This window comes from Marinomonas sp. IMCC 4694 (assembly GCF_008122525.1).
In the GTDB taxonomy this organism is placed as follows: Bacteria; Pseudomonadota; Gammaproteobacteria; order Pseudomonadales; family Marinomonadaceae; genus Marinomonas.
In genome coordinates, this window is the sequence record NZ_VSRV01000001.1 from 3,200,296 (window position 1) to 3,223,666 (window position 23,371).

The following is a 23,371-nucleotide window of genomic DNA, read 5'->3' on the forward strand; positions in this document are numbered from 1 at the left end:
TTTTTGATATCACCATGTCACTGTAGCGAAGCAACCTTTCATGAACCTTTCATGGATCAGAAAGCGTCAAAATTAAGGCGTTACAGACAAGGACGGTTCAGCGGACAACATGGCACTGTCCCATTCGTGGTAAATAATGTGTTTTTTGGCATCGTCGGTTTGAATCAACAACTCCAGCCCTAACGGAATCGGGCGAAAAATACCATGAGGCAGCTTACGCAATGCATCTCGGCTATAGGGACCAACGGCATTTAAGCTTATTGGTGTAATCCCCGATTGATTCGCCAGAATATGTTGCCCCGTTGGTGACAGCAAAAAATCAATGAAGCGCTTTGCCAGAACAGGCTGCTGAGCATCTCTTGGAATAAACGCGGTGCGCATAATAATCGACGTGTAATCGGTCGGCATGATGGTTTTGATCCAATCATATTGCTCGGACCAACGATACGAATACGCTCCCACCAGGTTGTACGCAATGAAGATCTGCCCTTTTAAAAGGGCATTCAGCATAGAAGACGTGTCCGTATAAAGTCTTGCTTGGTGCGTCCCAAACGCTTCCAGTAAACGACCATAACTGCGAGATTGCTGGCCATCATACGCCCACGCCAAATAGCCTAACCCGGATTGCTGAATATCAAACAAACCAATTTTGTCGTCTAACAAATGGTTCTTACTGCGAATCAAATTCAACAATTGCTCACGGCTTTGAGGCAGAGTGTCACCCGCCAAAATGTCGCTGTTGATCGCCGTTACAATCGGCTCATAGGTAAAACCAAACAACTCACTGCGCCAATAAGAATCGCTCGGCACATTCGCCAGTTCTGGAGAGTCGTACGCCAACGCATAGCCATCGTTTGCCAGTTTAAATTGCAAATCCATTGCTGGACTGAGCATGATATCTGGTCGAGATTCAGGCTGTGCCAAAAACTGTTCATACAAATGCCGAGTATTGGATTCAGCATACTGAATCACCACGTTAGGGTATTTTTCTTGGTAGGCCTGAAACAACGGCGCTACGGCTTCGCGATTGATTGCACCGCGAACCGTCAAAACCGGATCTTGTTGATACGCAGTAGACGCCACGTTTTTCAGCTCATGGACACTGGGAAAAACAACAAACTCCGTCGTTTTGGCATTCACAGCCCATCCCAAACAGCTCCCCCATAACCACATGCACCAGCCCACATAACGCGTCATCATAAATGCGCCTCACTGTGCTGAGGAAAAATCACCTCTACAATTAGACCGTTCGGCTGATTGTCTTTCAGATGAAATCGGGCGTTATGATGCTCTGCAACTTCTTTTGCAATGGACAAACCTATCCCTGTCCCGGAGGCAAAGTTATCCGGACTGCGGTAAAAATACTCAAATATGTGTTCCTTATCCTGATCCGGTACACCAACGCCTTGATCACGAATTTGCAACACCCAAGACGCGGCCGGTTTCTTGCTATCGGCCATTAATTCCACTTCAACCACGCCACCTTTCGGGCTGTATTTAATGGCGTTTTCAATGATATTTTGCAGCATTTGCTTTAACGCAAATTCGTCCCCATTTATGGTCGCTTGCACCTCGCCCACGTATTCCATTTCTACACCTTGTTGTAACGCCCAAACCACCAATTCACGACAGGTTTCTTTGGTAAGTTGGTCTAAAGACACAGGACTAAAAGGATGACTCTGAAAACGGTGCGTCAATGTGGCTCGATTCAATAGCTGATTAACCGTGTTAGACAATACGTCACTGCTTTCTAAAATATGCTGTAACTGCTTTTGACGCAGTGTTTCGTCCGTTTCATCCAACGCATTTTGTGCTTGCGAATTCAGCCCTGCCAATGGCGTTCTTATTTGATGAGCCGCCTCGGCAGTAAAGCGTTTTAAACGACTCAATGTGGTGTCCAACTGCGCCATAAAGTAATTAATACTTTTCAACAAGGGGGCGATTTCGCTCGGCACATTGGCCTCTAATGGTGACAGTTCTTGGGGCGAACGCTCTGTGATAGCTTGTTTGATGGCCTGTAATGGCTGCAATACTCGCCAAATAACGAACAGCAGAAGCAACAACGTAATAAAGAAAAACAAGGTCACAAATTGCAGCACCATTTGGCTCATTTCGGCTGCGGCAACGTCGCGAGCGCCCAAGGTTTGCCCAACAATAATGAACACGTCATTCACGTTGTCGGCTTCCAACAGTCGCTTACCTAACGCCACAAAACGCACTCTCTCATGGCGATAATCGGCTTCATAATAAATAGGTTGGAATTTTTCTTTTTCTTTCGATTGCAGTAATAATTGCGGAAAAGGAATATTCGGTAAATCTTTATAACCGGTTAACACCTGATATTGACCGTTCATAATGGCGTAAAATGCCCGATCTGACGTCGATAACGCCAGCGTTTCAAACGCCGACACAGGTAAATCAATAAATACCTTGCTGTCTAACAACGTAATGTTTTCCGCCATTTGCAAAGCCGAGCCGTATAGCAAACGATCGTAGGACTCTTTGGCCGCTCGATTCGCATAAATATGCGTACTCCAAAGCGCCACGGCGTTAATCAAAATCAGTACCGTGGCCACCATAAAAATAAGCTGCCGACGAATAGACGTGGTCGCCTTAGCCATGGTGTTTTTCCAACAAATAACCCAATCCGCGAATGGTGCGAATGTGAATATCACTGTCCTGCAAGGATTTGCGTAGGCGCGCCACATAAATTTCGATAACGCTAGGGTTGGGATTCTCGTTAAAATTATAAATGTGCTCAATCAAGACTTCCTTGCTCAGCACTCGACCAGTGTGCCCGATAAACACTTCTAACAATCGAAATTCGCGTTGTTTCAGTTCAATCAACACCCCAGCTACCGTCACAGTGCACGCCTGAAGATCCAAACACACATTGCCGTATTCAATGGTATTTTGCGCTTGCCCTTGACTGCGGCGGAGCAAAGCACGACAACGCGCCTCCAATTCGCCAAAATCCACAGGCTTGGTCATGTAGTCATCGGCGCCCAAATCCAGCAGTTCGATACGGTCTTTTATTTCATCTCGCGCTGTGAGAATGATCACTGGGGTATTGGAATGTTTTTTCCGAAGGTTCTGTAAAATCTGATTGCCCGTCATGTCCGGCAGATTTAGATCCAACAACATAAGATCGTATTCTTGCACCGCCAGCATTTGGTTGGCTTGGTTTCCAGTTTGAGCAAGATCCAACCCATGCCCCATTCGCCCTATTCTTTGGCTGATGGCTTCGCCTAAAATCCGATCGTCTTCGACCACTAAAATACGCATGATATGGGTACTCTTCTTGTTTCTTTTATTATTATGAACGCGTTGCCAATACACGGCAGATTTCAGCGCATATTCCGCCAATTTAGCCTAGATTCACTCACGAATGAATGCTTTATCTATTCTATTAATGCCGCAAACGGAAAAATGAATAGGGTGAAGTACGTCCATTGCCCTCTTTTTCGCGTCTGTGTCCTTAATTCTTTCTTTATCTGTCCATGTGCAAATTCGCCTAAACCACGTAAAGTGTTTGATCACTTTTTGCCCCACTATGATCATACCGTTAAGGATTCAACATGATTCGCAAAGATATGTTTTTGGCGCTTTTTATTATTGTCGCGTGGGGGTTTAACTTTATCGTTATGCGCTGGGGATTGGATGAGCTTACCCCAATGATGTTGGGTGGGTTACGATTTTTGGTGATTGGCCTTATTGGCTGTTTCTTTTTCGCGCGCCCAAAGACCCCCCTTCTCTGGTGCATTGGTTACGCATTGGCGTTGAATTTTGGACAATTTGCGTTTTTATTCAGTGCCATTTCCTTTGGTATGCCTGCAGGGTTAGCGTCTTTAGTACTGCAATCTCAGGCAATTTTCACCTTACTGTTCGCGGTTTTATTGTTAAAAGAAGCCGTTCGTCCTTATCAAGTGCTTGCGATTGGAATCGCTATTGGCGGCTTAGCGGTTATCGGGTCTGATAATGACAATGCCACGATGACCGCACTGGGTTTTGGCTTAACACTCGCTGCAGGGTCAAGTTGGGCACTGGGTAATATCATCACCAAAACCATCAGCCGCAAAGGATACGAGGCGAATCTTAATCTCATTGTTTGGTCGAGCTGGATTCCCCCCATTCCCTTCTTTTTATGCGCGTATTTTATCGATGGTGGTGATGTCATGTGGAACAACATCGTGAATTTAAGCTGGAAAAGTATCGGTACTTTGGCGTATCTATCCCTATTCGCAACCTTGGCAGGTTATGGTTTGTGGAGTTATTTACTATCGAAATACCCAGCCGCCACGGTGGCACCACTGACGCTGGGGGTGCCTGTGGTCGGTTTAACATCGGCGGAATTTTTCTTGTCTGAAACCGTCAGCACAATACAGTGGATGGGCATTTTGATTGTACTGCTTGGTTTAATGCTGAATACCTTCGGCGGTCGTTGGCTCAAAAAATTGAGCCAACCTACCACTTAACGATTGATCGAAAACCGAAGAGATCATTTCTCTCTCTCTTGTTGCGCGTCTATCTGTTCTGGTCAAGTCCAACCGGACACTTTCCTAAAGGAGTTTTCATACTCAATGGGTGATTGGTCGCCATTCGACGAATGTAATCGCTCCAGATTGTAATATTTCACATAGGCCGCAACATCTTGCTTCATATGCTCTCTTGTTGGTTGTGCTACCTTGAACAACCAATCATGTTTTAAACTGCCGAAGAACCTTTCAACCACGGCATTATCCCAACACGCACCGACGTCACCCATGCTAGAGCGGCAATCAAGCCGTTTTAATAGGCTTCTAAAGCGTTTACTCGTGTATTGCGAACCTCTATCGCTATGAAATACTAAGCCCTTTGGCGGCTGTCGTAAGCGATGTGCTTTTAAAAATGCTTGCTCAATTAAGTCTGTCGTCATACGTTTTGACGTGTGCCAACCCACTATGCGACGACCAAACAAATCCATTACAATAGCAAGGTATAGCCAGCCTTCGCCTGTTTTTAAATATGACACATCCCCAGCCCACACCTGGTTCTGGCCTAACGGGTTAAAATTCATGTTCAATAAATTATCAGCTACAGCATCACTGTCTTTGCGCTTTGTTGTGACTTTGTAAGGGATACGCTGCTTAACGACTAACCCCAATCGTTTCATCAAGCCAATGACACTATGCCGGCTAACATCAAAGCCTTCTTTGCGAAGCTTTTTCCCAAGCTCACGGCTACCCAAACTGTCTCGACTATCTTCAAAAAGCGCCTTCGCCCTACGATGTAAATTCAGTGTTTGTGCACTGATAATTATCGCGGGACGTTTTCGCCAAGCATAGTATGCAGATTTGCTAACGCGCATCACTTTACACGATATGACAACTGGGTACTGCTTACCTAAACTTTTGATAAATGAATATTTTATTTCATTTCTTTTGCGAAAAACGCTGAAGCCTTTTTTAATATTTCGCGCTCCATTAGCAAGCGCTTATTGTCTTTTCTGAGCTGAGCGAGTTCAGCCCGCTCATCCTTCGACAACTCTGAATCTTCATTTTGTTGTTTAAACTTCGCTACCCAGTTATAAAGTAGCTTGTCAGTGATATTCAGTGAAGCGGCAGCCTCAACAACTGAGTAACCTTGCTCAATCACCAGCGCCACCGCTTCTTGCTTAAAATCGTTTGGATATTGTTTGTTAGTACGTTTAGTCATTTTACACCTCAATAATTGGATATTATCCTTTATTGAAGTGTCCGGCTAATTCAACCACAACAATCTTATCGGCAAGACGCGCCACTTGGGCTTGCAGCTCAGAGATTTGCGTCACCAAAGCATGATGGTGGTTTTCTTGGTTCTCGTGTTCTTCTTGCGCGGTTTCACGCGTCATCACATCCAGCACGACACCAACCATCATGTTTAAAAATACAAACGCGGTTAAGAAGATGAAGATGATGTAAAAAATCCAACTAAATGGGTACACGGTCATTGTCTCGTACATCACGTCGGTCCAATCTTCAAACGTAGCGACGCGAAACAGCGTCAACATAGAGATGGCGATGTCACCCCATAATGTCTCGTTAACTTGATGGAAAAAGATAGAACCCACCGCCGCAAAGATGTAGAAAATGATAAACATCAACAAGGCGATGTAGCCCATTTTCGGAATGGCTTTAAGCAGCGCGTTGATTAAATAGCGTAAATCTGGAATGATCGACACCAACCGCAAGACTCGAAACACGCGCAATAAACGCGCTACCAAAATCATTTCGGTTTCTGATACCGGCAGTAAACTACCAACAACGATGATGGTATCAAATATATTCCAAGGGTCACTGAAGAAACGACGTTTATCGTCGCAAGCAAAAAATCGCAAGCTGATTTCAACCAGAAAAAAGACCGTAATAAAATTGTCTAAATAGTTGATTGCAACGTTAATACCGTAAGGCAAAGAGTAAGTTTTGGCGCCAACCGTTAGGGCCGCAATAATAATGATAGTGATGATAAAACCTTGAAACCATGCACTGCGCTCGACGCGCTTCAGCGTGGCCAACCAACTTCCCGAACGACTCATGTTCATTATTTTCTACACCTAATATGCCATAATAAAAACCTGCATCAAAGACAGGCCACGCCATAGTAAGTTCATAAGCAGCGAAATAAAAGCACTCGTGGACAACCGCTCACAGCAACGCTGTTAAGTGCGCTTAACGCGAACGACCTTCATGATTTCGACGGGGATACCGGCGACCATTTCTTGCGAAGGATAATAGGTTAAATTGACTCGGGCACCACGCAAGGTTCGATACTTACCTTGGCGTTTAAAACGAAAAGGCACATCGTAACCTTCTATCATTAAGGTGTGCACGACCCAATCATCTTTTGGTCTTTGCGCGTGGGATTTTACTTTCAGCGCATCGGAATGGATGAGCGCATCATTGTTTTTTAATAAGGAGTCAGGATCAGATTTCACGAAGGACGTCTCTTCTTAACGAGGAAAGCGTCCTAGTATGACACAAAAGCCGATGATCTTAAAAAAGTGATGTTTTTTTGTTCACCTCATTTCGCCGTATCGGGTTGTTCTGGGGGCTTACTGCCTGAGAATTGACTCATCGCCTGCGCCGCTTCTCGGCTATCAAAACGCACGACGGCTTTTTGTAAAATTAAGTTATTCGGGTATGTCACCACATCACCTGAGAGCCGATGAATGATCACGTGGAACGTCGAAATCTCCGTGATTTGCCCCAGAATTTCGTCGTCTTTGTCCACGACTTTAACCCAATCTCCTACACGGTACGGAAAGCCAAAAAAGATGAGTAAGCTGGCTGTTATATTGCTTAAAATCGACCATTGCGCAAACAATGCCACGCCAACCACAGCAAATACTGACGAAAAGAAAATCGCTAATTGACCGTAACCAATGCCTAATACAAGGCAGATCAATAAAACAAATACTCCCGTAAAGCCAAGATTCAACATTCTGGACACATAAGTGATGCGTACTTCACTGACCGCTTTGGTGCGGCCCAGCAAGGCCACGCTGGACTTTAAAATGCGCGACACAATCACATAAGCAACGACCAACAAAGCCGCTAAGCCAATTTGTACCATCATGCTATGACTCCTACTTTTGATTTACAGAATATAAAACAACACACATGGAATAACCGCCAAACTCATCAGGTTACCGATCAACACAATTGACGCCACTTTTTGCGGTTCTTGTTGATACAATTCAGCCACCATATAATTCAGCACCGCCGGCGGCAAACAGGCAAAAATCATCAAATACGCAAAGTTCTCCGCCGACATACCCACCGTGTAATACCAGATTGCAGCGACGATTAACCCACTCAGCGGACACAAAATCCCGCTGATCACACCTAATCTCCACTGACTAAAGTCCACACTGGTCATGCGTACACCGAGCGCAAACAACATGAGAGGAATGGCTATTTGTCCCAGCATGTCCACCGAGACTTTCACCGCAGGCACCACCGTCCAGCCCTGCAAACTCCATACTAAGCCTAAAACAGTGGCGATGATCATGGGCATTTTTAGCACATTAAACAGATTCGATTTTGGGTTTAATAAATACATGCCAACGGTAAAATGCAGTAAGTTCTCAGTTAAGAACAGCACGACAGCGACCGGCAGCGCAGCGTCGCCAAACGCCAGTACAATCAAGGGAATGCCCAAATTTCCGCTGTTGTTAAACATCATCGGCGGCACCAAGGTTTTCGGCGAAATTTTCAGCACCTTACACAAGGGCCACACCAATAAACCCGAGCCTAATACCACCACCGCAGCGGCCAAAATCAAATCCGTGTATTGCGCAATATGAAACTCTTTCGACGCCATCACCGAAAAAATCAGCGCGGGGCAAAAAACACTAATATTAAGACGATTGGCGACCGCCATGTCCGTAGGGCGGACACGCGCATATAAAAAAGCCACCAGCACGATACTGGCTAAAGGAAAAACGGTATTAAAAATGGGTAAGAATAACGTCGATGTGTCCATTCATAGCCTCTATTTCGAAGGCGAACAGCTTACCGCTGTTGCCCCAAAAGGCCAAGAGACGATGTCAGATTGTCTCCACTCTAAACGTGAAGGTTGACGTGGTCAGTTTTCTCTAACAGGCGTCAGTCTTTTTCGACCAACACAGAGGGAATCAAAATAAAACGTTGCGCTACGTCTTTGCCTTTGAGCAAATCCATCCCGATTTCAATGGCTTTTTCTGCCATCGGAATAGGCCGTTGAACCGCCGTAGCAATCCAAGGATTGTCGTCTTTTTGGATAATGTCCACGGCAAACGGTGCACCGTCGACGGAAGCCATCACAAACTCGTTACGGTTGGCTTGTTGTGCCGCACGCAAAGCACCAAAGGCAGTCGGATCATTGATGGTGAACACCGCATCAATGTGATCGTATTCTTCCATTAAATACGTCATGGCTTCCATCCCGCCTTCCACACTGCCAGTGCCGTTCATACGGTCACTGAGCAAGGTGATATTCGGGTATTTATTTAATGCGGATTTACAACCTGCCACTCGCTCAATAACGGACGACACCAGCACGCCATTAATAATGACAAAATTCCCTTTGTAACCGATTTTTTCGGCCAGCTTTTCACAGGCGACAACGCCCGCTTGAACATTGTCGGTAGTGATGGTCGCGTCAGCGCCATGGGCGTTCACATCCACTGCAATCACCTTAATGCCGGCTCGTTGAGCTTTCGCCACCACCGCCCCAACCTTGTATTCGTCGGCCGCAGTTAGCACAATTAAATCGACTTTTTGCTCGATGAAATCGTTAATCTGGCTTATTTGACGTTGCCAATCGTACGCATCAGAGCGGATCAACATTTTGACCGGTTCACCGGCTAACGCTTCAGCCTTGGCCGTTGCTGACTCAACCAGCTGAACAAAATACGGATTGCCTAAATCCGCCACACTCATGCCAATGGACCTTAACGGCTGAGGTTCAGACGACTGAGAAGACAAAGGAGACAGTAACGCCGTGACCGCAAACAGAGCCAATAGACTGGGCGCCAAACGATAAGCAGACCAACCCTGTCGAATGTGGTTCACACACGACAAAGACCATTTTTTTACGCGCATTTTCCTTCCCCTAGGGCGACAATCAATACCATTAAAACACCAGAGCCGCTAGCTTACCTTACCTAAGGTAAGATAAAAGTAGCCGCTCTGTGTTTATCTTATGCCGCTGCACCGGCGGTGCTTGATTCGCTCTCGACTTCCATCGCGCCAGTCATGATCGCCACTGCGTCAGACATGGTGTGAGATTGCGGAGTCACAATCGCCGCACGCTTACCCAAACGATGAATATGGATGCGGTCCGCCACTTCAAACACATGAGGCATGTTGTGACTGATCAAGATAATGGGCAACCCGCGGTCGCGTACTTCTTTGATCAAATTCAACACACGACGAGACTCTTTAACGCCTAAGGCGGCTGTTGGTTCATCCATGATCACGACCTTGCTGCCAAATAACGCAGAACGTGCTACTGCCACCCCTTGACGCTGGCCGCCGGACAGTGATTCCACCGCTTGACTGATGTTTTGGATCGTCATAAGACCCAACTCAGCCATTTTTTCACGTGCACGTTTTTCCATTTCTTTTTTGTCTAGCATGCGAAAGACCGAACCCAAAATACCCGGCTTCAGCAACTCACGACCTAAAAACAAATTGTCTGCAATGTTTAAGGCGGGTGACACCGCTAAGTTTTGATATACGGTTTCAATGCCCAAAGCGCGAGCCTGCATAGGCGAGGTAAAATTCACCGGTTTGCCGTCTAGCAAAATCTCACCTTCATCAGGAACCAAGGCCCCTGATAAGGCTTTGATTAAAGACGATTTACCCGCACCGTTGTCGCCAATGACCGCGAGGATCTCCCCTGGATACAATTCAAAATCCGCATGATCTATGGCAGTTACACTGCCATAGCGCTTTACGAGATTACGCGTTTGTATCACAGGTGTTTTATCATATTGAGCTGCCATTATGCTGTTCCTCTTCGAATCCACTGATCCACACCAACGGCGACAATAATCAAAATGCCGACGGTAAATTCTTGCCATAACACATCCACACCCGCCAGTGCCAACCCGTTACGAAATACGCCTACTACGAGCGCACCAATTAAGGTCCCATAAATGGAACCGCGACCACCGAACAAACTGCAGCCACCAATAACCACGGCGGTAATACTGTCTAAGTTCGTAGTGTAACCCGCTTGCGGGCTGATAGAGCCGATACGACCAATAAGCACCCACGCACCCACGGCACACACCACACCGGCTAACACATACACAGACAACAAGATGCGATCGGTACGGATACCCGCTAATTTTGCGGCCGCTGGATCGTCCCCAGTGGCGTAAACGTGGCGCCCCCATGGCGTCCAATTCAAGGCATACCAAATGATAAAGAAAATACCTAACATCAATATGGAGCCGTATGTTAAGCGAGCCCCAAACACATTAATGGTTTCACCTAACCATTGTAACAACGGTGCCGCGGCACTAATGTCTTGTGAGCGTATGGTTTCGCTTTTTGAATACCACAAGTTCAAGGCAAAAAAGACGTTCCATGACCCCAATGTTGCGATAAATGGCGGCAATTTCATGCGCGTAATCAACAAGCCGTTGATAAAACCGGCAATCGCGCCAACCGTCATACCGATCAGCAAGGCAAGCCAAGCCTCAAATCCATAGTCAATCGCCATACGGCCCATGACCACAGACGCTAACACCATGATGGCACCCACGGATAAATCGATACCCGCGGTCAAAATAATAAGGGTTTGTGCAACACCAATCACACCGATAATAGTGACTTGCTGCAAAATCAAAGAAAGGTTAAACGGATGAAGAAAACGTCCGCCAACAATTAAACTAAAACCAATAATCGCCAACACTAAAACAATCGTAGGAGCGGCAATAGGGTAATGGTGTAAGAATTTTTGAAAACGCTGTAGCGGGGTTTCTTTGCGCTCAAATTTAGGCACATATGTTTGTGCTTGATCGGCGACTTTGTCGTGATCAAGGACCGCCGTCGACGATTTTGAATCGGTAGAACTCATAGATTACTCCAGATAAGAAACAGTGCTCCAAACAAAACAGTGCTCCAGACAGAAAAAGCGCCGTTAGCCTACGTCAGGCTAACGGCAAACAAGGGCACTTTTTCGCCCATCTACCACAAGATATTAATTAACCCCAACACATTGCCAAGCCCGTTTTAGAGCTAACAGAGTTAACGCCTTTCACGGGTTCGTCAGTAATTAGCTGAACGCCTGTATCGAAGAAATCAAGACCGTTGGAAGCGGAAGGACGTGAGCCAGATTTAGCAAACTCAACAATCGCGGTAACGCCTTCAGAAGCCATTTTGAGCGGGAACTGCATAGATGTAGCGCCAATCACGCTGTCTTTGATGTTACGAACACCTGGACAACCGCCATCAACAGAAACAATCAACACGTCTTTTTCAATGCCAAATGATTTAAGCGCTTCATACGCACCGGCCGCAGCGGGCTCATTGATGGTGTAAACCAAGTTGATTTTAGGGTCTTTTTGCAATAGGTTTTCCATAGCACGACGACCTCCTTCTTCAGACCCTTGCGTTACGTCGTTGCCAACGATACGAGGATCGGTCTCGTCGCCCATGCGATTTGGGTTTTTGATGTCGATACCGAAACCTTTCAAGAAACCTTGATCACGCGCCACGTCAACCGTGATTTGGCTCGTGCTCAAATCTAACAAGGCAATTTTTGCGTCTTTGGCTTTGTCACCCATTTTCGCTTTTGCCCACATGCCAATCATTTCGCCGGCTTTGAAGTTATCCGTTGCAAATGTCATGTCAGCGGCATTTGCTGGGCTTAGTGGTGTGTCTAATGCGATAACCAACAAACCGGCATCACGTGCTTTTTGAATGGTTGGTACAATAGCAACGGTATCACTTGGTGTGATTAGAATGCCTTTTGCACCGGCTGCAATTAAGTTCTCAACCGCTTGTACTTGTGTTTCGTTGTCGCCATCGTAACGACCCGCGAAGGTACGTAACTCAACACCCAACTCGCTGGCTTTTTCCTGCGCGCCTTCTTTCATTTTCACAAAGAATGGGTTGGTATTGGTTTTCGTAATCAAGCCAATGATGGGGGCTTCAGCCATAGCAACCGTAGACAATGCACCCGCGGCAACAAGACAAGCGATTTTTTTCATAGGAAGAAATTTCATTGTTTTAAAACTCCAATTGTTGTTTTTATTATTGGCAAAATGCCAGATAAAACAGACCCAGCCCGACTCTGCTTCTGTAAAACACTATGGCGTACTAAAACTAATGAATAATGTCATTATTCATTCTTTTTTTGTAATAATTGTAATATTTCAGTCTTGGATCTGAAATATTTGGCTTAACGCCTTAATGGTAAAAGGCTTTGAGATAAAAAGATCATCGTCTTTTAATTGGTATTTTTGTTTTAACTCGTCTTTTGGCAAACCAGACATCAACAAGACTGGGCCGACGAAAGCAAATTGCTCACCACGAATCTGATGCGCCAACTCCACACCACTCAGGGTGCCGGCGAGGTTCACATCAGAGACAATCGCATCAGGCAAGATCGCGGCTTGAAACGCATCGACCACAGATTCAGCGCTGTCGAAGCTTTGCACCATAAAGCCCATTTTTTCGAGCTGCTCTCGCATCACTCTACACACCTCCTCATCATCTTCCACCAACCAGATAACACTCATGTCAGGCAAACGAATCGCCTCCATTTGATTATCTTGCTCGGCATCACCATCCACCAGCCCACGGTGGTGAGGCCCGGTGGCGGCCCTGACTTGTTGAGGCAAAAACAGGCAGACCCTCGTCCATTGGCCTTTTTCAGAAGTGACTGCAATTTCTCCACCACTCTGCTTTAAAAAACCATAAATCATACTCAGACCCAAACCGCTGCCTTTGCCGACCGGTTTGGTGGTAAAAAATGGCTCAAAAATGCGCCCTATCACCTCGTCTGCAATGCCTTCTCCCGAATCTTCCACGCGAATACGGATCGCTGGGGCATCACTGTTGGGTAAAGTACAAAGCTTGGTTGAAAACGATAAACGACCGCCTTTTGGCATTGCACTGGCGCTGTTTAAAGACAAGTTCAACAGCGCATTTTCAAGCTGAGAAGGGTCGATTAGGCTCATCACGTCAGGGCACTGCAAATCACTTTCGACCTCAATATGCGAGCCAACGCTGTATTCCACCAGATCCAACATACCTTCGATCAAGTCATCAATACCAATCGAGACCGGAAAAAGCTGTTGACGACGACTGAACGCCAGTAGGCGCTGCACCAAATTACTGCTCTTCTCAGACACCACCAGCGCTCGTTCAATGTAGCGTGCCTGATCACGGGTTTGTGGTTGTGAATCCGACAACATTTGTAAGTTACCCATGATCGCCGCAAGTAAATTGTTAAAATCGTGCGCCACACCTCCGGTTAACTGCCCAAGCATTTCCATTTTTTGCGCCTGACGAAGCTGACTTTCCACGCTTTTACGCTCGGTTAAGTCGGTATACAGGGTGACAAAACCACCTTCTGGCATGGGCTTAGAGCGGAACTCAATAATCTTCCCGGAGTCAAAATGCCGCTCAAAACTCTGAAAGCGCAGATGACGAGACACATTCACTTCGTCCATATAAACCTGCTGATTTTCGATATTCAGATTGGTGTGACCGCCTTGGTTAATAAGCTGTTGTACCTCATCGATCGACATGCCAATGCTCAAATCATTGTCGGACAAATCAAACAAAGTTTGATAACCCACATTCCAAGCCACAAGCGTGCCCTTCGATGAAAACACACTCAAACCGTCGTTCATGTTATCAAAGATGGTTTCCAGTAAACGCTTTTGTTCAGACAGTTCAGCGGTCACCTCTAAGCGCCTTAGCGCATCACGACGAAACACCTCAAAAGTGTCGGCTAAGGTGCCAATTTCATCGTTCCGACGTATGCCCGTGTGTTTGGATTCCATTCGACCTAATGAAAGCTGCTCCATGTCATTGGTGACCATACCCAAATCTTTCGTCATGCGCTGGCTGTACCAATACAACCGGGTTAGGCCAAGCAACAAAAACACCGAAATGCCGATGATCCAATGCTGCCCACTCGCAACAAACGCCGATACAGCTTGACGCTGGCGACTGACTTTTTTCTGTAACCCCCCCACAAAATCACTGACCCGTTTGCTCAGTTGTTCGGATTTTGCACGAATAGAAATCAACAGATAATTTTTACGTTCTTGGATTTGGGTTAAACGCTGGTGCGCTTTCAGTAAATCTTCAGCGATGCTGGTGACCTGAGCGCTTTGCTGAGACAATTTTAAACGTTGCGCCATGCTTTCAGGCACCAAACTCGGGGTTTCTAATAATTGCAGCAACCAGACCAAGCCCTGCTGACTGTCTATTTGTGGTGTGGTGTCATTGTTGGGGTTAAGCTGTCGGATGCGAAACTGTTGCGCCAAGCTGTCTTCACGTAAATACAACTCTTCTCGCACCAGCGACACCAGCTCCTCAAGAGTAACCTGCAAATCGTCTAAACGACTGTCGATGTCACGCTGAAAAACAGAATCGGTTAAACTGTCTGCCACACCACGTAACTCAATAATACGACGATGAATACGTTCAGACTCGGTTTGCAACTGGAACGGACGACCAGACCCCGCCGTATAAGGTGCAATCGCCGCCAACTGGGCAACGCCCTCGGCGAGGGTCAACGAGGTGCTGATTTCTGGTAACGTTTCTGATTCAAATTCCGATAACGATGCCTCACTGACCAACATAGACTGCCAACCAATCCCCACCATAAAAAACGCCACCACACTGATGGCAAGAATGGACAATGAGGCTTTTTGCCGAATGCTGGTAAAGCGCATCATCAGCGAGTCCGCACTGGGCCTTGGAAAAAGTACCCCAGCCCACGTTGCGTTTTAATGAATTGCGGCATTTTTGGATTGGCTTCTATTTTGCGACGCAATCGCAAAATCAACACATCCACCGTGCGATCAAACACCTCGGTTTCTAGTCCTCGGCTTTGCTCTATCAATTGCTCACGGGAAAAAATACGATCCGGATGACGGGCCAACACGTCCAATAAAGAAAACTCACCCAATGTTAACGTCACAGATTGGCCATCTTGATCTTGTAATATCCGCGCAGTGAGATCGAGCACCCAACGGCCAAACGTCAGGCAATCATGATCTTCATTAATGGTTTTACCAGACGAGACAGCCCCCTGATGCGCACGGCGTAACAAGGCATGAATACGAGCGGTTAATTCACGTAAATTAAACGGTTTCATCATGTAATCATCGGCGGCCAACTCCAACCCTAAAATACGATCTGTTTCATCGCCTTTACCGGTCAGCATCATAATAGGAAACGCAAAGCCTTCACGAACCTCACGGGCGAGATGCAGACCATCTTCTTCACGAAGGTATAAGTCCATCAAGATTAAGTCGACCTGCTCCACCTCTAAGTGCTGCCACATCTGACGGCCATTTTCGGCCTCTAATACCCGATACCCTTTTTGCGACAAGGCGTCACACAGCAAACAACGAATATCGTGATCGTCATCGACGACTAATAAGGTCTTTTTATTTGGCTCTGTCATGATCTGAATTGGGATCCATTATTATTATTGAAAATTCTGTCATTAATAGGCGTACATTAGATTATTAATACCATGGTAAAATGAATGGGATATTAACAGAAGGAAAAACTCTCGTGCAGAAGAAACACACTCACGGCCAAATAGAATCATTACATGTTTAACAAGTTACCCATTCACGCCCTGATTCCTGCATTAAAACAACAGCTTCATCAGCGCCACGAAGCCATCATTGAAGCGGCACCTGGCGCAGGCAAAACCACCGTTGTGCCGCTGGCCTTGCTCGATGAAAGTTGGCTCAAAGGCCGAAAAATCATCATGCTAGAACCGAGGCGTTTGGCGGCCAAAGCCGCTGCAAAGCGCCTTGCCGACACGATAAACGACCCCCTTGGCGAATGCGTAGGGTATCGTATTCGCCACGAAGGCAAAGACAGCCGACACACACAACTGTTGGTGGTCACCGAAGGCGTCTTGACTCGCATGCTGCACGACGACCCAAGTCTAAACGACGTGGCCTTGGTTATTTTTGACGAATTTCACGAGCGAAACCTTCACTCTGATTTGGCCTTTGCCCTGTGTTTGCAAGCCCGCGAACTGTACCGTGACGAAGACCCGCTGAAACTCTTAGTCATGTCGGCTACCCTCGACACCGAATTACTCAAAGCCAGACTAAATTGCCCAGCTCTGGTCAGCCAAGGTCGTCGCTTCCCGATCACAACTCATTACGGCAATAAAACCCTAAAAATCGCTGACGTTACCGACGAAGTAGTGCGTCTCACTTGCCAAGCGTTTGCCGACGAAACCGGCAGTATTTTGGTGTTCTTGCCCGGACAAAAAGAAATTCGTCGTGCCGCAACACAACTACAACAGCGCCTAGGACACGACCCGCAGTTAAGCATTTTGCCCTTGTATGGCGAATTAAGCCTAAAAGAACAAGAAGTCGTGATTCAACCCACTATGGCGCCGGCCCGCAAAATTGTACTGGCGACCGCCATTGCACAAACCAGCTTAACCATCGATGGCATCCGTGTTGTGGTCGACAGCGGCTTGAGCCGAGAAGCCCGCTTTGACGCCAATACCGCGACCACCCGACTCCACACTCGCCGTGCCACTCAAGCCGAAACCACGCAAAGAACGGGGCGAGCTGGACGCACTGACATGGGCGTATGTTATCGATGGTGGAGCGAAGGCCAGCAACATCAACTCGCACCACAAGCTCAACCTCAAATCGAAATCAGTGATTTAAGCAGCCTCGTTATGGATCTTGCTAAATGGGGCGTACAAGATCGGCTCGAACTCGATTGGATCACGCCACCGCCAAGCAGCCATTGGCAACAAGCCGTGGACTTTCTTACCCATTTGCACGCACTAAAAAGCCACTTAGTACTCAGCGAAATAGGCGAACAAATGAGCCAGCTCGGTATCGAACCGCGTCTAGCCCGATTGCTGCTGGAAGGCAAACGCCACAACAATCTAAAAGACGCCTGCGCGGTGTGCGCCATATTGTCGGAGGGTGATCCTTTTTCAAACCAACATACCGACGTGTCAGATCGATTGCAGTGGCTAAAAGGAAACCGTCAGGCACACAGCAAACGCCCAAAACAACACTATTTAAAAGCCCAGCAGCAATGGCAAGATCGAAGCCAGGCGTTGGCCATAACCGCGCCTCCCACCACGCCGCAAAATAACGACATTGCTCGACTGCTCATCGCTTCATTCGCGGATAAAATCGCGCAACGAACCCAGCAAGATACCGACAAAGTACGCTATAAACTCGCTAATGGTCGCTTGGCGAGCCTGTCATCGCTTGACCCTTGTGCACAGAATGAATGGCTCATTGCCCTAGAGACCGGCGGCCACCACGGACAAGAAGAAGATCGAATTTTCATGGCATATCCGCTTTCAATCTCAACCCTCACCCAAGACTTTGCTGAACTTTTGACCGTAAAAAATCACCTCGCCTGGTCAAAAAAAGACGCTCGTTTGCTCAGTGAATCACAACGCTGGCTGGGGAAACTGTGCATTGATAAACGACCGCTGAATAAGCCTTCCGAGAATGACGTCAGCCGCGCGGTTTGCCATCATATCCGTCAAGAAGGTCTACGCGCCTTACCATGGAACGATATCAGCGAGTCACTCCGCGCGCGCCTGCAATTCGCTTTCACGTACGATCAAAAGTCTCTCTGGCCAGATTGCTCGGATACCGCATTATTAGCGGAATTAGAAGCATGGCTAGGGCCGTATTTGAGCAAAATCACCACTCAACAGGCCATGAATAAACTCTCGTTACACGATATTTTGCTCAGTCGGCTGGATTGGAATCAACAACAGCGCCTTAGTCAACAGGTTCCCGCAAGAATCACCGTGCCATCAGGGGCGAGCCACGCGATTGATTACGTTACGCAACAGCCAACCCTAAGCGTTAAATTGCAAGAAATGTTTGGCTGTATCGAAAGCCCAACGGTACTTCATCAAACCGTTCGTATCGAGCTGCTGTCACCGGGGCAACGTCCGCTTGCTGTGACACAAGATTTGGCGTTTTTTTGGCGAGAAGTCTACCCAGAAGTACGCAAAGAAATGCGCGGAAGATACCCAAAACACCCGTGGCCAGAAAACCCTTTACAGGCTCAAGCAACGGCGAAGACCAACCGCGCCTTAAGGTCATCTTAGACGTTAATACGCTCCTAGCTGTCTCAGCGCTTGTTCGGTAAGCCGCTGACTAAAGGGCGTATTCTTAAGGTGTGTCGGCGACCAGCCCATGATGAAACGATGAAAATCCGCCCACGCAATGGGGAACAAGTCTTGCCATTCTTCCACGACCTGATGAACGAACGCTTGCGATTCGCCTTGCGACATTAATTCACGGCCCAATTCAGCAAAATACTGCATCAGCAAATACTCCATATTGTCGGCTAATGCTTGTTCAGAAAGCGCACTGCCCAAAAAATACGCCACATCCTGAACACCAACACCACCGCCAACGTACTGAAAATCCACCGCGGCCACTTGATTATTTTGGGGTGAAAAACAAAAATTCGCGGCTTTCGCATCGCCATGCACCAGCGTTTTGTAACGCGCGTTATCAAGCGCCTCGCTAAGAGTAGACGCGGCGCTTTTTAGCTTACTGTCAACCATCGCTGTCCATTCGTCTGGTCGCGTATCAAGATGCCAATACGTGCCTTTTTTCCACAAGCCTTGTGGCCAATTCAGCGAAGGAGACGAATGAATAAAACCCGCATGAAACGCCGCCAACCAATTGAGGCACGACACAACATAATCCATGTTATGACCACGGTATCGGTCTGAATACCCGGAGGCGTCCAAATCTTCTAACAGCGTTAGCCTTTGCCCCGTCGGTTCGTCATAAAACGCCCCGTAACATTGCGCAACCCGAGCCGATGGGGTGCAGCGTGACGCCCACTGTTGATACCAATGTTGCTCTACTTCATAGGAGCGCACCTTGCGCAAATGCCCATGATCCGAATGCCAACCTCTCGGGTGATTCACTTCGGTGGGAACAGCACAATGCTTGGCGATAACCGACAGTGGCGCTGCTTTTCCCGTTAGCGAATAACGCACCACCTCGCCATAACCGCTCCAAAGTGACTGAATCAATGACGTTCGCTCTACCGTGTCGGCTTTGCATTGGCGCTTAATAAAAATCTCGGGGGTCATGGTTTTTCATCGCTATGGTCATTAAAAACATCATAACGACATTATGCCCCACCGACTCCGTATTGAACATTCAGCGTATTTTTACGATAGAGCTGAACAGCAAGATAACACGCTAACTTAATACTTATTTTGCCACTTCTGAAAAGCCGCCAAATGGTTCTTTGACGCATCACGCAGCCTCACAAAAACCGCTTCTACATCACTGGGTAGATCCTGATTTAGAAAGCGATCATACATATTTATATTGGCAATTTCAGCGTCAACCCCAATAGCAAAGGTCTCTGCATAACTGGCTGGAATCGTCGCATTTTCGACTCCACGGTCAGCAGGTATAGCAAATCCATACTTCTCAAATAATGGTAATAGCCAAGTAATGTGCTTTGCTTCCGCTTTAATAATATTAGAGTAGGGTTTTTGAGCACCAAATGTATCCATGATTTTTTGATACTCTCCTCTGGCTAGGTATTCATCTTCCAAGGCATAATTCAACATAACGTCTAAAGTCAGCGCCTTATCCGTTTCATTATCCGCACCCGAAGCACCATACCCTTCAGACGCCAGCGCCATAGAAGACAGACTCACTATCGCCCAAACCAACACAACTTTACTCAACCACAATGTAAGAAATTTATTCATTTTTCTCTCCTATTTGGCCACTAAGCCAACCTTAACATTAGAAATCACTAATGCTTAGATTAAAACACATAGAATCCATTACGCCAATATTAATAAAAGGTTCATTGATCTAGGTCGGCACAAACGAAAAAGCAGGGTCAACACCATAGCCCTCTGTAAAAGCCAACGCGCTCTTTACGAATGGCCAAAATGTGGCTGGCAGTGGATTAAAGGCTAAAACTTCTTACCTGAATTTAAGTGTCAAAACAGTTTGTTCACTACCAGATATTGTACTAACATTTGTGTGACAGCAATCATTCGTCAAGGTGAATAAGATGGATACACGAATTCAATTTAGAGTCGATGAAGAAACAAAACGACTGGCACAACTCATGACAGAAAGCCAAGGACGTTCGCTTAGCGATGCCTGTCGAGAAATGACCGAGCAACTCGCCAATGAACAAAAAAAACGCATGTCTCATGATGCTTGGGTAACGGAGCAAGTTAACCTCGCCTTTGAAAAAATGGAAAATGGTTCTGCTGAATTTGTTTCAAATGAAGAGGCCAATGCTCAAATGGAAGACTTCAAAGCCAAAATCAGAGCAAGAGGATAAACTATGATTTTATGGGAAAAGGACGCCCAGAAAGACCGAGAGAGAATATTCGAATACTTATATCAATTTAATCCTCTTGCGGCGGATAAAACCGACGACATCCTTGCTACGAAAGTCACCAACTTGTCTCATCAACCACTGATGGGCGTTAAACGAGTGGGTACGAACGGCAGACTGCTGATCATTCCTGAAATAGCCATGTTAGTGGCTTATCGTATTGAAAATGAAGATATAAAAGTGCTTCGGGTTATGCATATGAAGCAGAAGTTTCCCAACAACAAGGAGTAAACTATGCGAGGAATTCCCCTTTACCGATTCGAACCGGCTGATGATAAACGCATTCTTTCTTTAGCAGACAACAAGCTCTGGTTTTCTGATCCACTTAACTTTAATGATCCATTTGATTGTAAATTAGAGCTTGAGGACCGAGTGTACCGCTCTGGTTACAATGAGAAGCCATTCAGAGAGGCCGTTCAAACATTATTCGAAAATCAAACGATTGAAAACGCCCATTGGTTATTTAGTGAAAGATGTCTTAAATTTATTAAACAATGGGCCAAAGACCCTACAACGCACACAACAGAACAAATCCGACATGAATTCAAGTAACACTTTGGCTCTTTTGGCGTTCAGTGCTTCATGAAAAATCTCGAAACACCTCTTGCTTGGGCTCATTATGCTTCAAGTCACAAAGGCTTTTGCATTGAATATGACTTCACAGCAATGACATTTGCTGAAAAAAATTCTAACTTGGCACAATACCATGTAAATTATGTATCACAACTGCCAGAAATATGACTTTCCGAATTGTTATTCTCGCCTCATCAAGCACTAGGTAAATTCACAGCAACCAAGTCGGTAGACTGGAGCTATGAACAAGAATTAAGGCTAATCAATTTTGAGGCAAAAGCCACCTCCATTGATATGCCAAAAGGGCTTAAAATCAAAAAGCTAATCGCTGGACATAAAATGTCTGTAGAGCACAAACAACGCCTCAAATACGTAGCTGAAACTCTTCGGGTTAAATACGATGAAATGACCATTACTAGAGAAGGCTTAACATTAAGCTCTTCAGTGCCAGATTGGAAATCTTTACCCATAAAGAAGTAACTTTTTCGAACCAGCACTCTAATGTCAAAGATGCTTGCTCAGACCTGATCTGCGTAAGCACAAATACACTATCTTACAAATTAAACCCGTAATGGCTACCATCGGGCAATTCAACATCTACGGTTAGTTTGCCACCAGCGCCTTCAACATAGCGCTTTAAAGTAGATAATTTGACATCTTTACCTTTGCGCTCCATGCCAGCAATCGTTGGCTGCTTCACGCCCAGCGTGTTTGCCATATCCTCTTGAGTGATTTGCATACGCTCACGCAACTGAGCGAGATGAATGCCAAGCACCATGCCATCCGTCTTTTTTCGGGCATTTTTTACTATTTCAGGCTTTTGATCTGAAATTAACTTATCAAGCGTTCTAGCCATTACTCACCTCGACTTTTATAAGTTAGCCATTTTAATAAATTATAGCCTTAAGGCTATAATTTAAACAAAAAAAAACAGCCCCCATCACTGGACACTGCTTTTTAATATTTCAAAGGTACTGAATTTCTAAAGAATCAAACCTGAAACAAGAAGTTTTTGATCAGGTCTTTACCGCCTTCTGTCGCGAAGGATTCTGGGTGAAATTGAATCCCTTGAATCGGGTATTCTTTATGGCGAACGCCCATGAGTTCAAATTTCCCGCCTTTATGGATGGTCGCGATGTCCTTAAAATCGGCGGCTTTTAAATCCCCCACCGAAGCCGTGACTTCCAATACATCGGGGAAGCTTTCTGCTTCGGCGATTAATGAGTGATAACGCATGACTTCTAACTGATCTGGAATGTCGTGGAAAATGCCCTTTCCGTTGTGCGTAATCGGACTGGTTTTCCCGTGCATCGGCAAAGGCGCTTTCACCACTTTACCGCCGAACACATGACAAATACCCTGCATTCCCAAACAAACGCCCATTAGTGGAATGGTTTTGCCGAATTCCAAAATCACGTCGGCACAAATACCAAAATACGCTTTGTCGTCAGGCGAACCGGGGCCTGGGGAAATGATAATACGATCTGGCGCAGCGGCACGAATGTCGTCTAATGTGACGTCGTCGTTACGCTTTACGATCACTTCAAAAGCGTCGATCTCGCCACGGCTTTGCTCTGTTTCCAACACTTCACCAATAAACTGGTACAAGTTGTAAGTGAAGGAGTCGTAGTTGTCGATAATATACACTTTCATCTGTCTTTCTTTCATGTCTGATT

The 23,371-nt window shown here is 46.3% G+C and carries 25 protein-coding genes; 7 read left to right on the top strand and 18 right to left on the bottom strand.

Translation table 11 applies throughout. From position 1 onward, the window contains the following. Positions 1–72 precede the first annotated feature (72 nt). From FXV75_RS14640 to FXV75_RS14650, 3 genes are read right to left on the bottom strand one after another with little or no spacing between them, the layout of a single operon-like run. Entirely contained in the window at positions 73–1,200 is a 1,128-nt protein-coding gene (locus tag FXV75_RS14640) for an ABC transporter substrate-binding protein (protein ID WP_148834569.1), read from the bottom strand. Next, positions 1,197–2,621 (bottom strand): sensor histidine kinase, encoded by a 1,425-nt coding sequence (locus FXV75_RS14645; protein ID WP_187424902.1) that lies wholly within the window; start codon positions 2,619–2,621, stop codon positions 1,197–1,199. Before FXV75_RS14645 ends, FXV75_RS14640 begins: the two co-directional genes overlap by 4 nt. Beyond that, positions 2,614–3,285, bottom strand: a complete 672-nt coding sequence (locus tag FXV75_RS14650; RefSeq protein WP_148834573.1) for a response regulator transcription factor — start codon at positions 3,283–3,285, stop codon at positions 2,614–2,616. The genes FXV75_RS14645 and FXV75_RS14650 overlap by 8 nt, the downstream gene beginning before the upstream one ends. A gap of 293 nt (positions 3,286–3,578) precedes the next feature. On the opposite strand from FXV75_RS14650, the gene FXV75_RS14655 reads away from it, so the two are divergent. Next, on the top strand, positions 3,579–4,475 hold the full coding sequence (locus tag FXV75_RS14655; RefSeq protein WP_148834575.1) for an EamA family transporter: 897 nt from the start codon (positions 3,579–3,581) through the stop codon (positions 4,473–4,475). A 62-nt stretch (positions 4,476–4,537) separates the two neighbouring features. Here FXV75_RS14655 and FXV75_RS14660 read toward each other — a convergent pair. The 11 genes from FXV75_RS14660 to FXV75_RS14710 all read right to left on the bottom strand — a co-directional run bounded on the left by FXV75_RS14660 (position 4,538) and on the right by FXV75_RS14710 (position 16,164). Beyond that, a protein-coding gene (locus tag FXV75_RS14660; RefSeq protein ID WP_187424833.1) for an IS3 family transposase occupies positions 4,538–5,694 on the bottom strand; the annotation gives its coding sequence in 2 pieces (ribosomal slippage) (positions 4,538–5,424 and positions 5,424–5,694; 1,158 coding nt in all). A 22-nt stretch (positions 5,695–5,716) separates the two neighbouring features. Continuing rightward, entirely contained in the window at positions 5,717–6,559 is an 843-nt protein-coding gene (locus FXV75_RS14665; protein WP_148834577.1) for an ion transporter, read from the bottom strand. A 117-nt stretch (positions 6,560–6,676) separates the two neighbouring features. Continuing rightward, on the bottom strand, positions 6,677–6,952 hold the full coding sequence (locus FXV75_RS14670) for a hypothetical protein (protein WP_148834580.1): 276 nt from the start codon (positions 6,950–6,952) through the stop codon (positions 6,677–6,679). 86 nt (positions 6,953–7,038) lie between these two features. Further along, a complete protein-coding gene (locus tag FXV75_RS14675; protein ID WP_148834582.1) occupies positions 7,039–7,593 on the bottom strand; it encodes a mechanosensitive ion channel family protein in 555 nt (184 codons plus the stop codon). Positions 7,594–7,614: 21 nt separating this feature from the next. Beyond that, complete coding sequence (locus FXV75_RS14680) at positions 7,615–8,502, bottom strand: AEC family transporter (RefSeq protein WP_148834584.1); 888 nt, start codon at positions 8,500–8,502, stop codon at positions 7,615–7,617. A 122-nt stretch (positions 8,503–8,624) separates the two neighbouring features. After that, a complete protein-coding gene (locus FXV75_RS14685; RefSeq protein ID WP_148834586.1) occupies positions 8,625–9,602 on the bottom strand; it encodes a substrate-binding domain-containing protein in 978 nt (325 codons plus the stop codon). Positions 9,603–9,700: 98 nt separating this feature from the next. After that, positions 9,701–10,507: an ATP-binding cassette domain-containing protein gene (locus tag FXV75_RS14690; RefSeq protein WP_148834587.1), complete on the bottom strand. Its 807-nt coding sequence runs from the start codon at positions 10,505–10,507 to the stop codon at positions 9,701–9,703. Further along, complete coding sequence (locus FXV75_RS14695) at positions 10,507–11,589, bottom strand: ABC transporter permease (RefSeq protein ID WP_148834590.1); 1,083 nt, start codon at positions 11,587–11,589, stop codon at positions 10,507–10,509. The genes FXV75_RS14690 and FXV75_RS14695 overlap by 1 nt, the downstream gene beginning before the upstream one ends. 127 nt (positions 11,590–11,716) lie before the next feature. Then, the gene (locus tag FXV75_RS14700) at positions 11,717–12,739 is read right to left on the bottom strand and encodes a sugar ABC transporter substrate-binding protein (RefSeq protein WP_148834592.1); all 1,023 of its coding nucleotides are present in this window, start codon (positions 12,737–12,739) and stop codon (positions 11,717–11,719) included. Between the two features lie 150 nt (positions 12,740–12,889). Further along, on the bottom strand, positions 12,890–15,427 hold the full coding sequence (locus FXV75_RS14705; RefSeq protein ID WP_148835457.1) for a PAS-domain containing protein: 2,538 nt from the start codon (positions 15,425–15,427) through the stop codon (positions 12,890–12,892). Between the two features lie 2 nt (positions 15,428–15,429). Beyond that, on the bottom strand, positions 15,430–16,164 hold the full coding sequence (locus FXV75_RS14710; protein ID WP_148834594.1) for a response regulator: 735 nt from the start codon (positions 16,162–16,164) through the stop codon (positions 15,430–15,432). 153 nt (positions 16,165–16,317) lie between these two features. Between FXV75_RS14710 and hrpB the strand changes: the two genes are divergently transcribed. Beyond that, entirely contained in the window at positions 16,318–18,831 is a 2,514-nt protein-coding gene (gene hrpB / locus FXV75_RS14715; RefSeq protein WP_148834596.1) for an ATP-dependent helicase HrpB, read from the top strand. Between the two features lie 3 nt (positions 18,832–18,834). On the opposite strand, the gene FXV75_RS14720 is transcribed toward hrpB, so the two are convergent. Both FXV75_RS14720 and FXV75_RS14725 read right to left on the bottom strand, forming a co-directional pair. Then, complete coding sequence (locus FXV75_RS14720; RefSeq protein WP_148834598.1) at positions 18,835–19,836, bottom strand: phosphotransferase; 1,002 nt, start codon at positions 19,834–19,836, stop codon at positions 18,835–18,837. Between the two features lie 117 nt (positions 19,837–19,953). Further along, positions 19,954–20,472, bottom strand: a complete 519-nt coding sequence (locus FXV75_RS14725) for a ferritin-like domain-containing protein (RefSeq protein ID WP_148834599.1) — start codon at positions 20,470–20,472, stop codon at positions 19,954–19,956. Positions 20,473–20,786: 314 nt separating this feature from the next. Here FXV75_RS14725 and FXV75_RS14730 point away from each other — a divergent pair, with 314 nt between their 5' ends. The 5 genes from FXV75_RS14730 to FXV75_RS14750 are packed head-to-tail and all read left to right on the top strand — an operon-like array spanning position 20,787 to position 22,175. Beyond that, a complete protein-coding gene (locus FXV75_RS14730) occupies positions 20,787–21,065 on the top strand; it encodes a damage-inducible protein J (RefSeq protein ID WP_148834602.1) in 279 nt (92 codons plus the stop codon). 3 nt (positions 21,066–21,068) lie between these two features. Further along, the gene (locus tag FXV75_RS14735; protein ID WP_148834604.1) at positions 21,069–21,353 is read left to right on the top strand and encodes a type II toxin-antitoxin system RelE/ParE family toxin; all 285 of its coding nucleotides are present in this window, start codon (positions 21,069–21,071) and stop codon (positions 21,351–21,353) included. Positions 21,354–21,356: 3 nt separating this feature from the next. After that, on the top strand, positions 21,357–21,674 hold the full coding sequence (locus FXV75_RS14740; protein WP_148834606.1) for a hypothetical protein: 318 nt from the start codon (positions 21,357–21,359) through the stop codon (positions 21,672–21,674). Positions 21,675–21,704: 30 nt separating this feature from the next. Next, entirely contained in the window at positions 21,705–21,863 is a 159-nt protein-coding gene (locus FXV75_RS16730) for a DUF2971 domain-containing protein (RefSeq protein WP_148834608.1), read from the top strand. A 9-nt stretch (positions 21,864–21,872) separates the two neighbouring features. Beyond that, a complete protein-coding gene (locus FXV75_RS14750; protein WP_148834610.1) occupies positions 21,873–22,175 on the top strand; it encodes a hypothetical protein in 303 nt (100 codons plus the stop codon). 73 nt (positions 22,176–22,248) lie between these two features. On the opposite strand, the gene FXV75_RS14755 is transcribed toward FXV75_RS14750, so the two are convergent. Further along, entirely contained in the window at positions 22,249–22,551 is a 303-nt protein-coding gene (locus tag FXV75_RS14755) for a helix-turn-helix domain-containing protein (protein ID WP_148834612.1), read from the bottom strand. Between the two features lie 134 nt (positions 22,552–22,685). Beyond that, positions 22,686–23,348 carry an anthranilate synthase component II gene (locus FXV75_RS14760; protein WP_148835459.1) on the bottom strand — a complete coding sequence of 221 codons (663 nt, stop codon included), beginning with the start codon at positions 23,346–23,348 and terminating at the stop codon, positions 22,686–22,688. Positions 23,349–23,371: the final 23 nt, after the last annotated feature.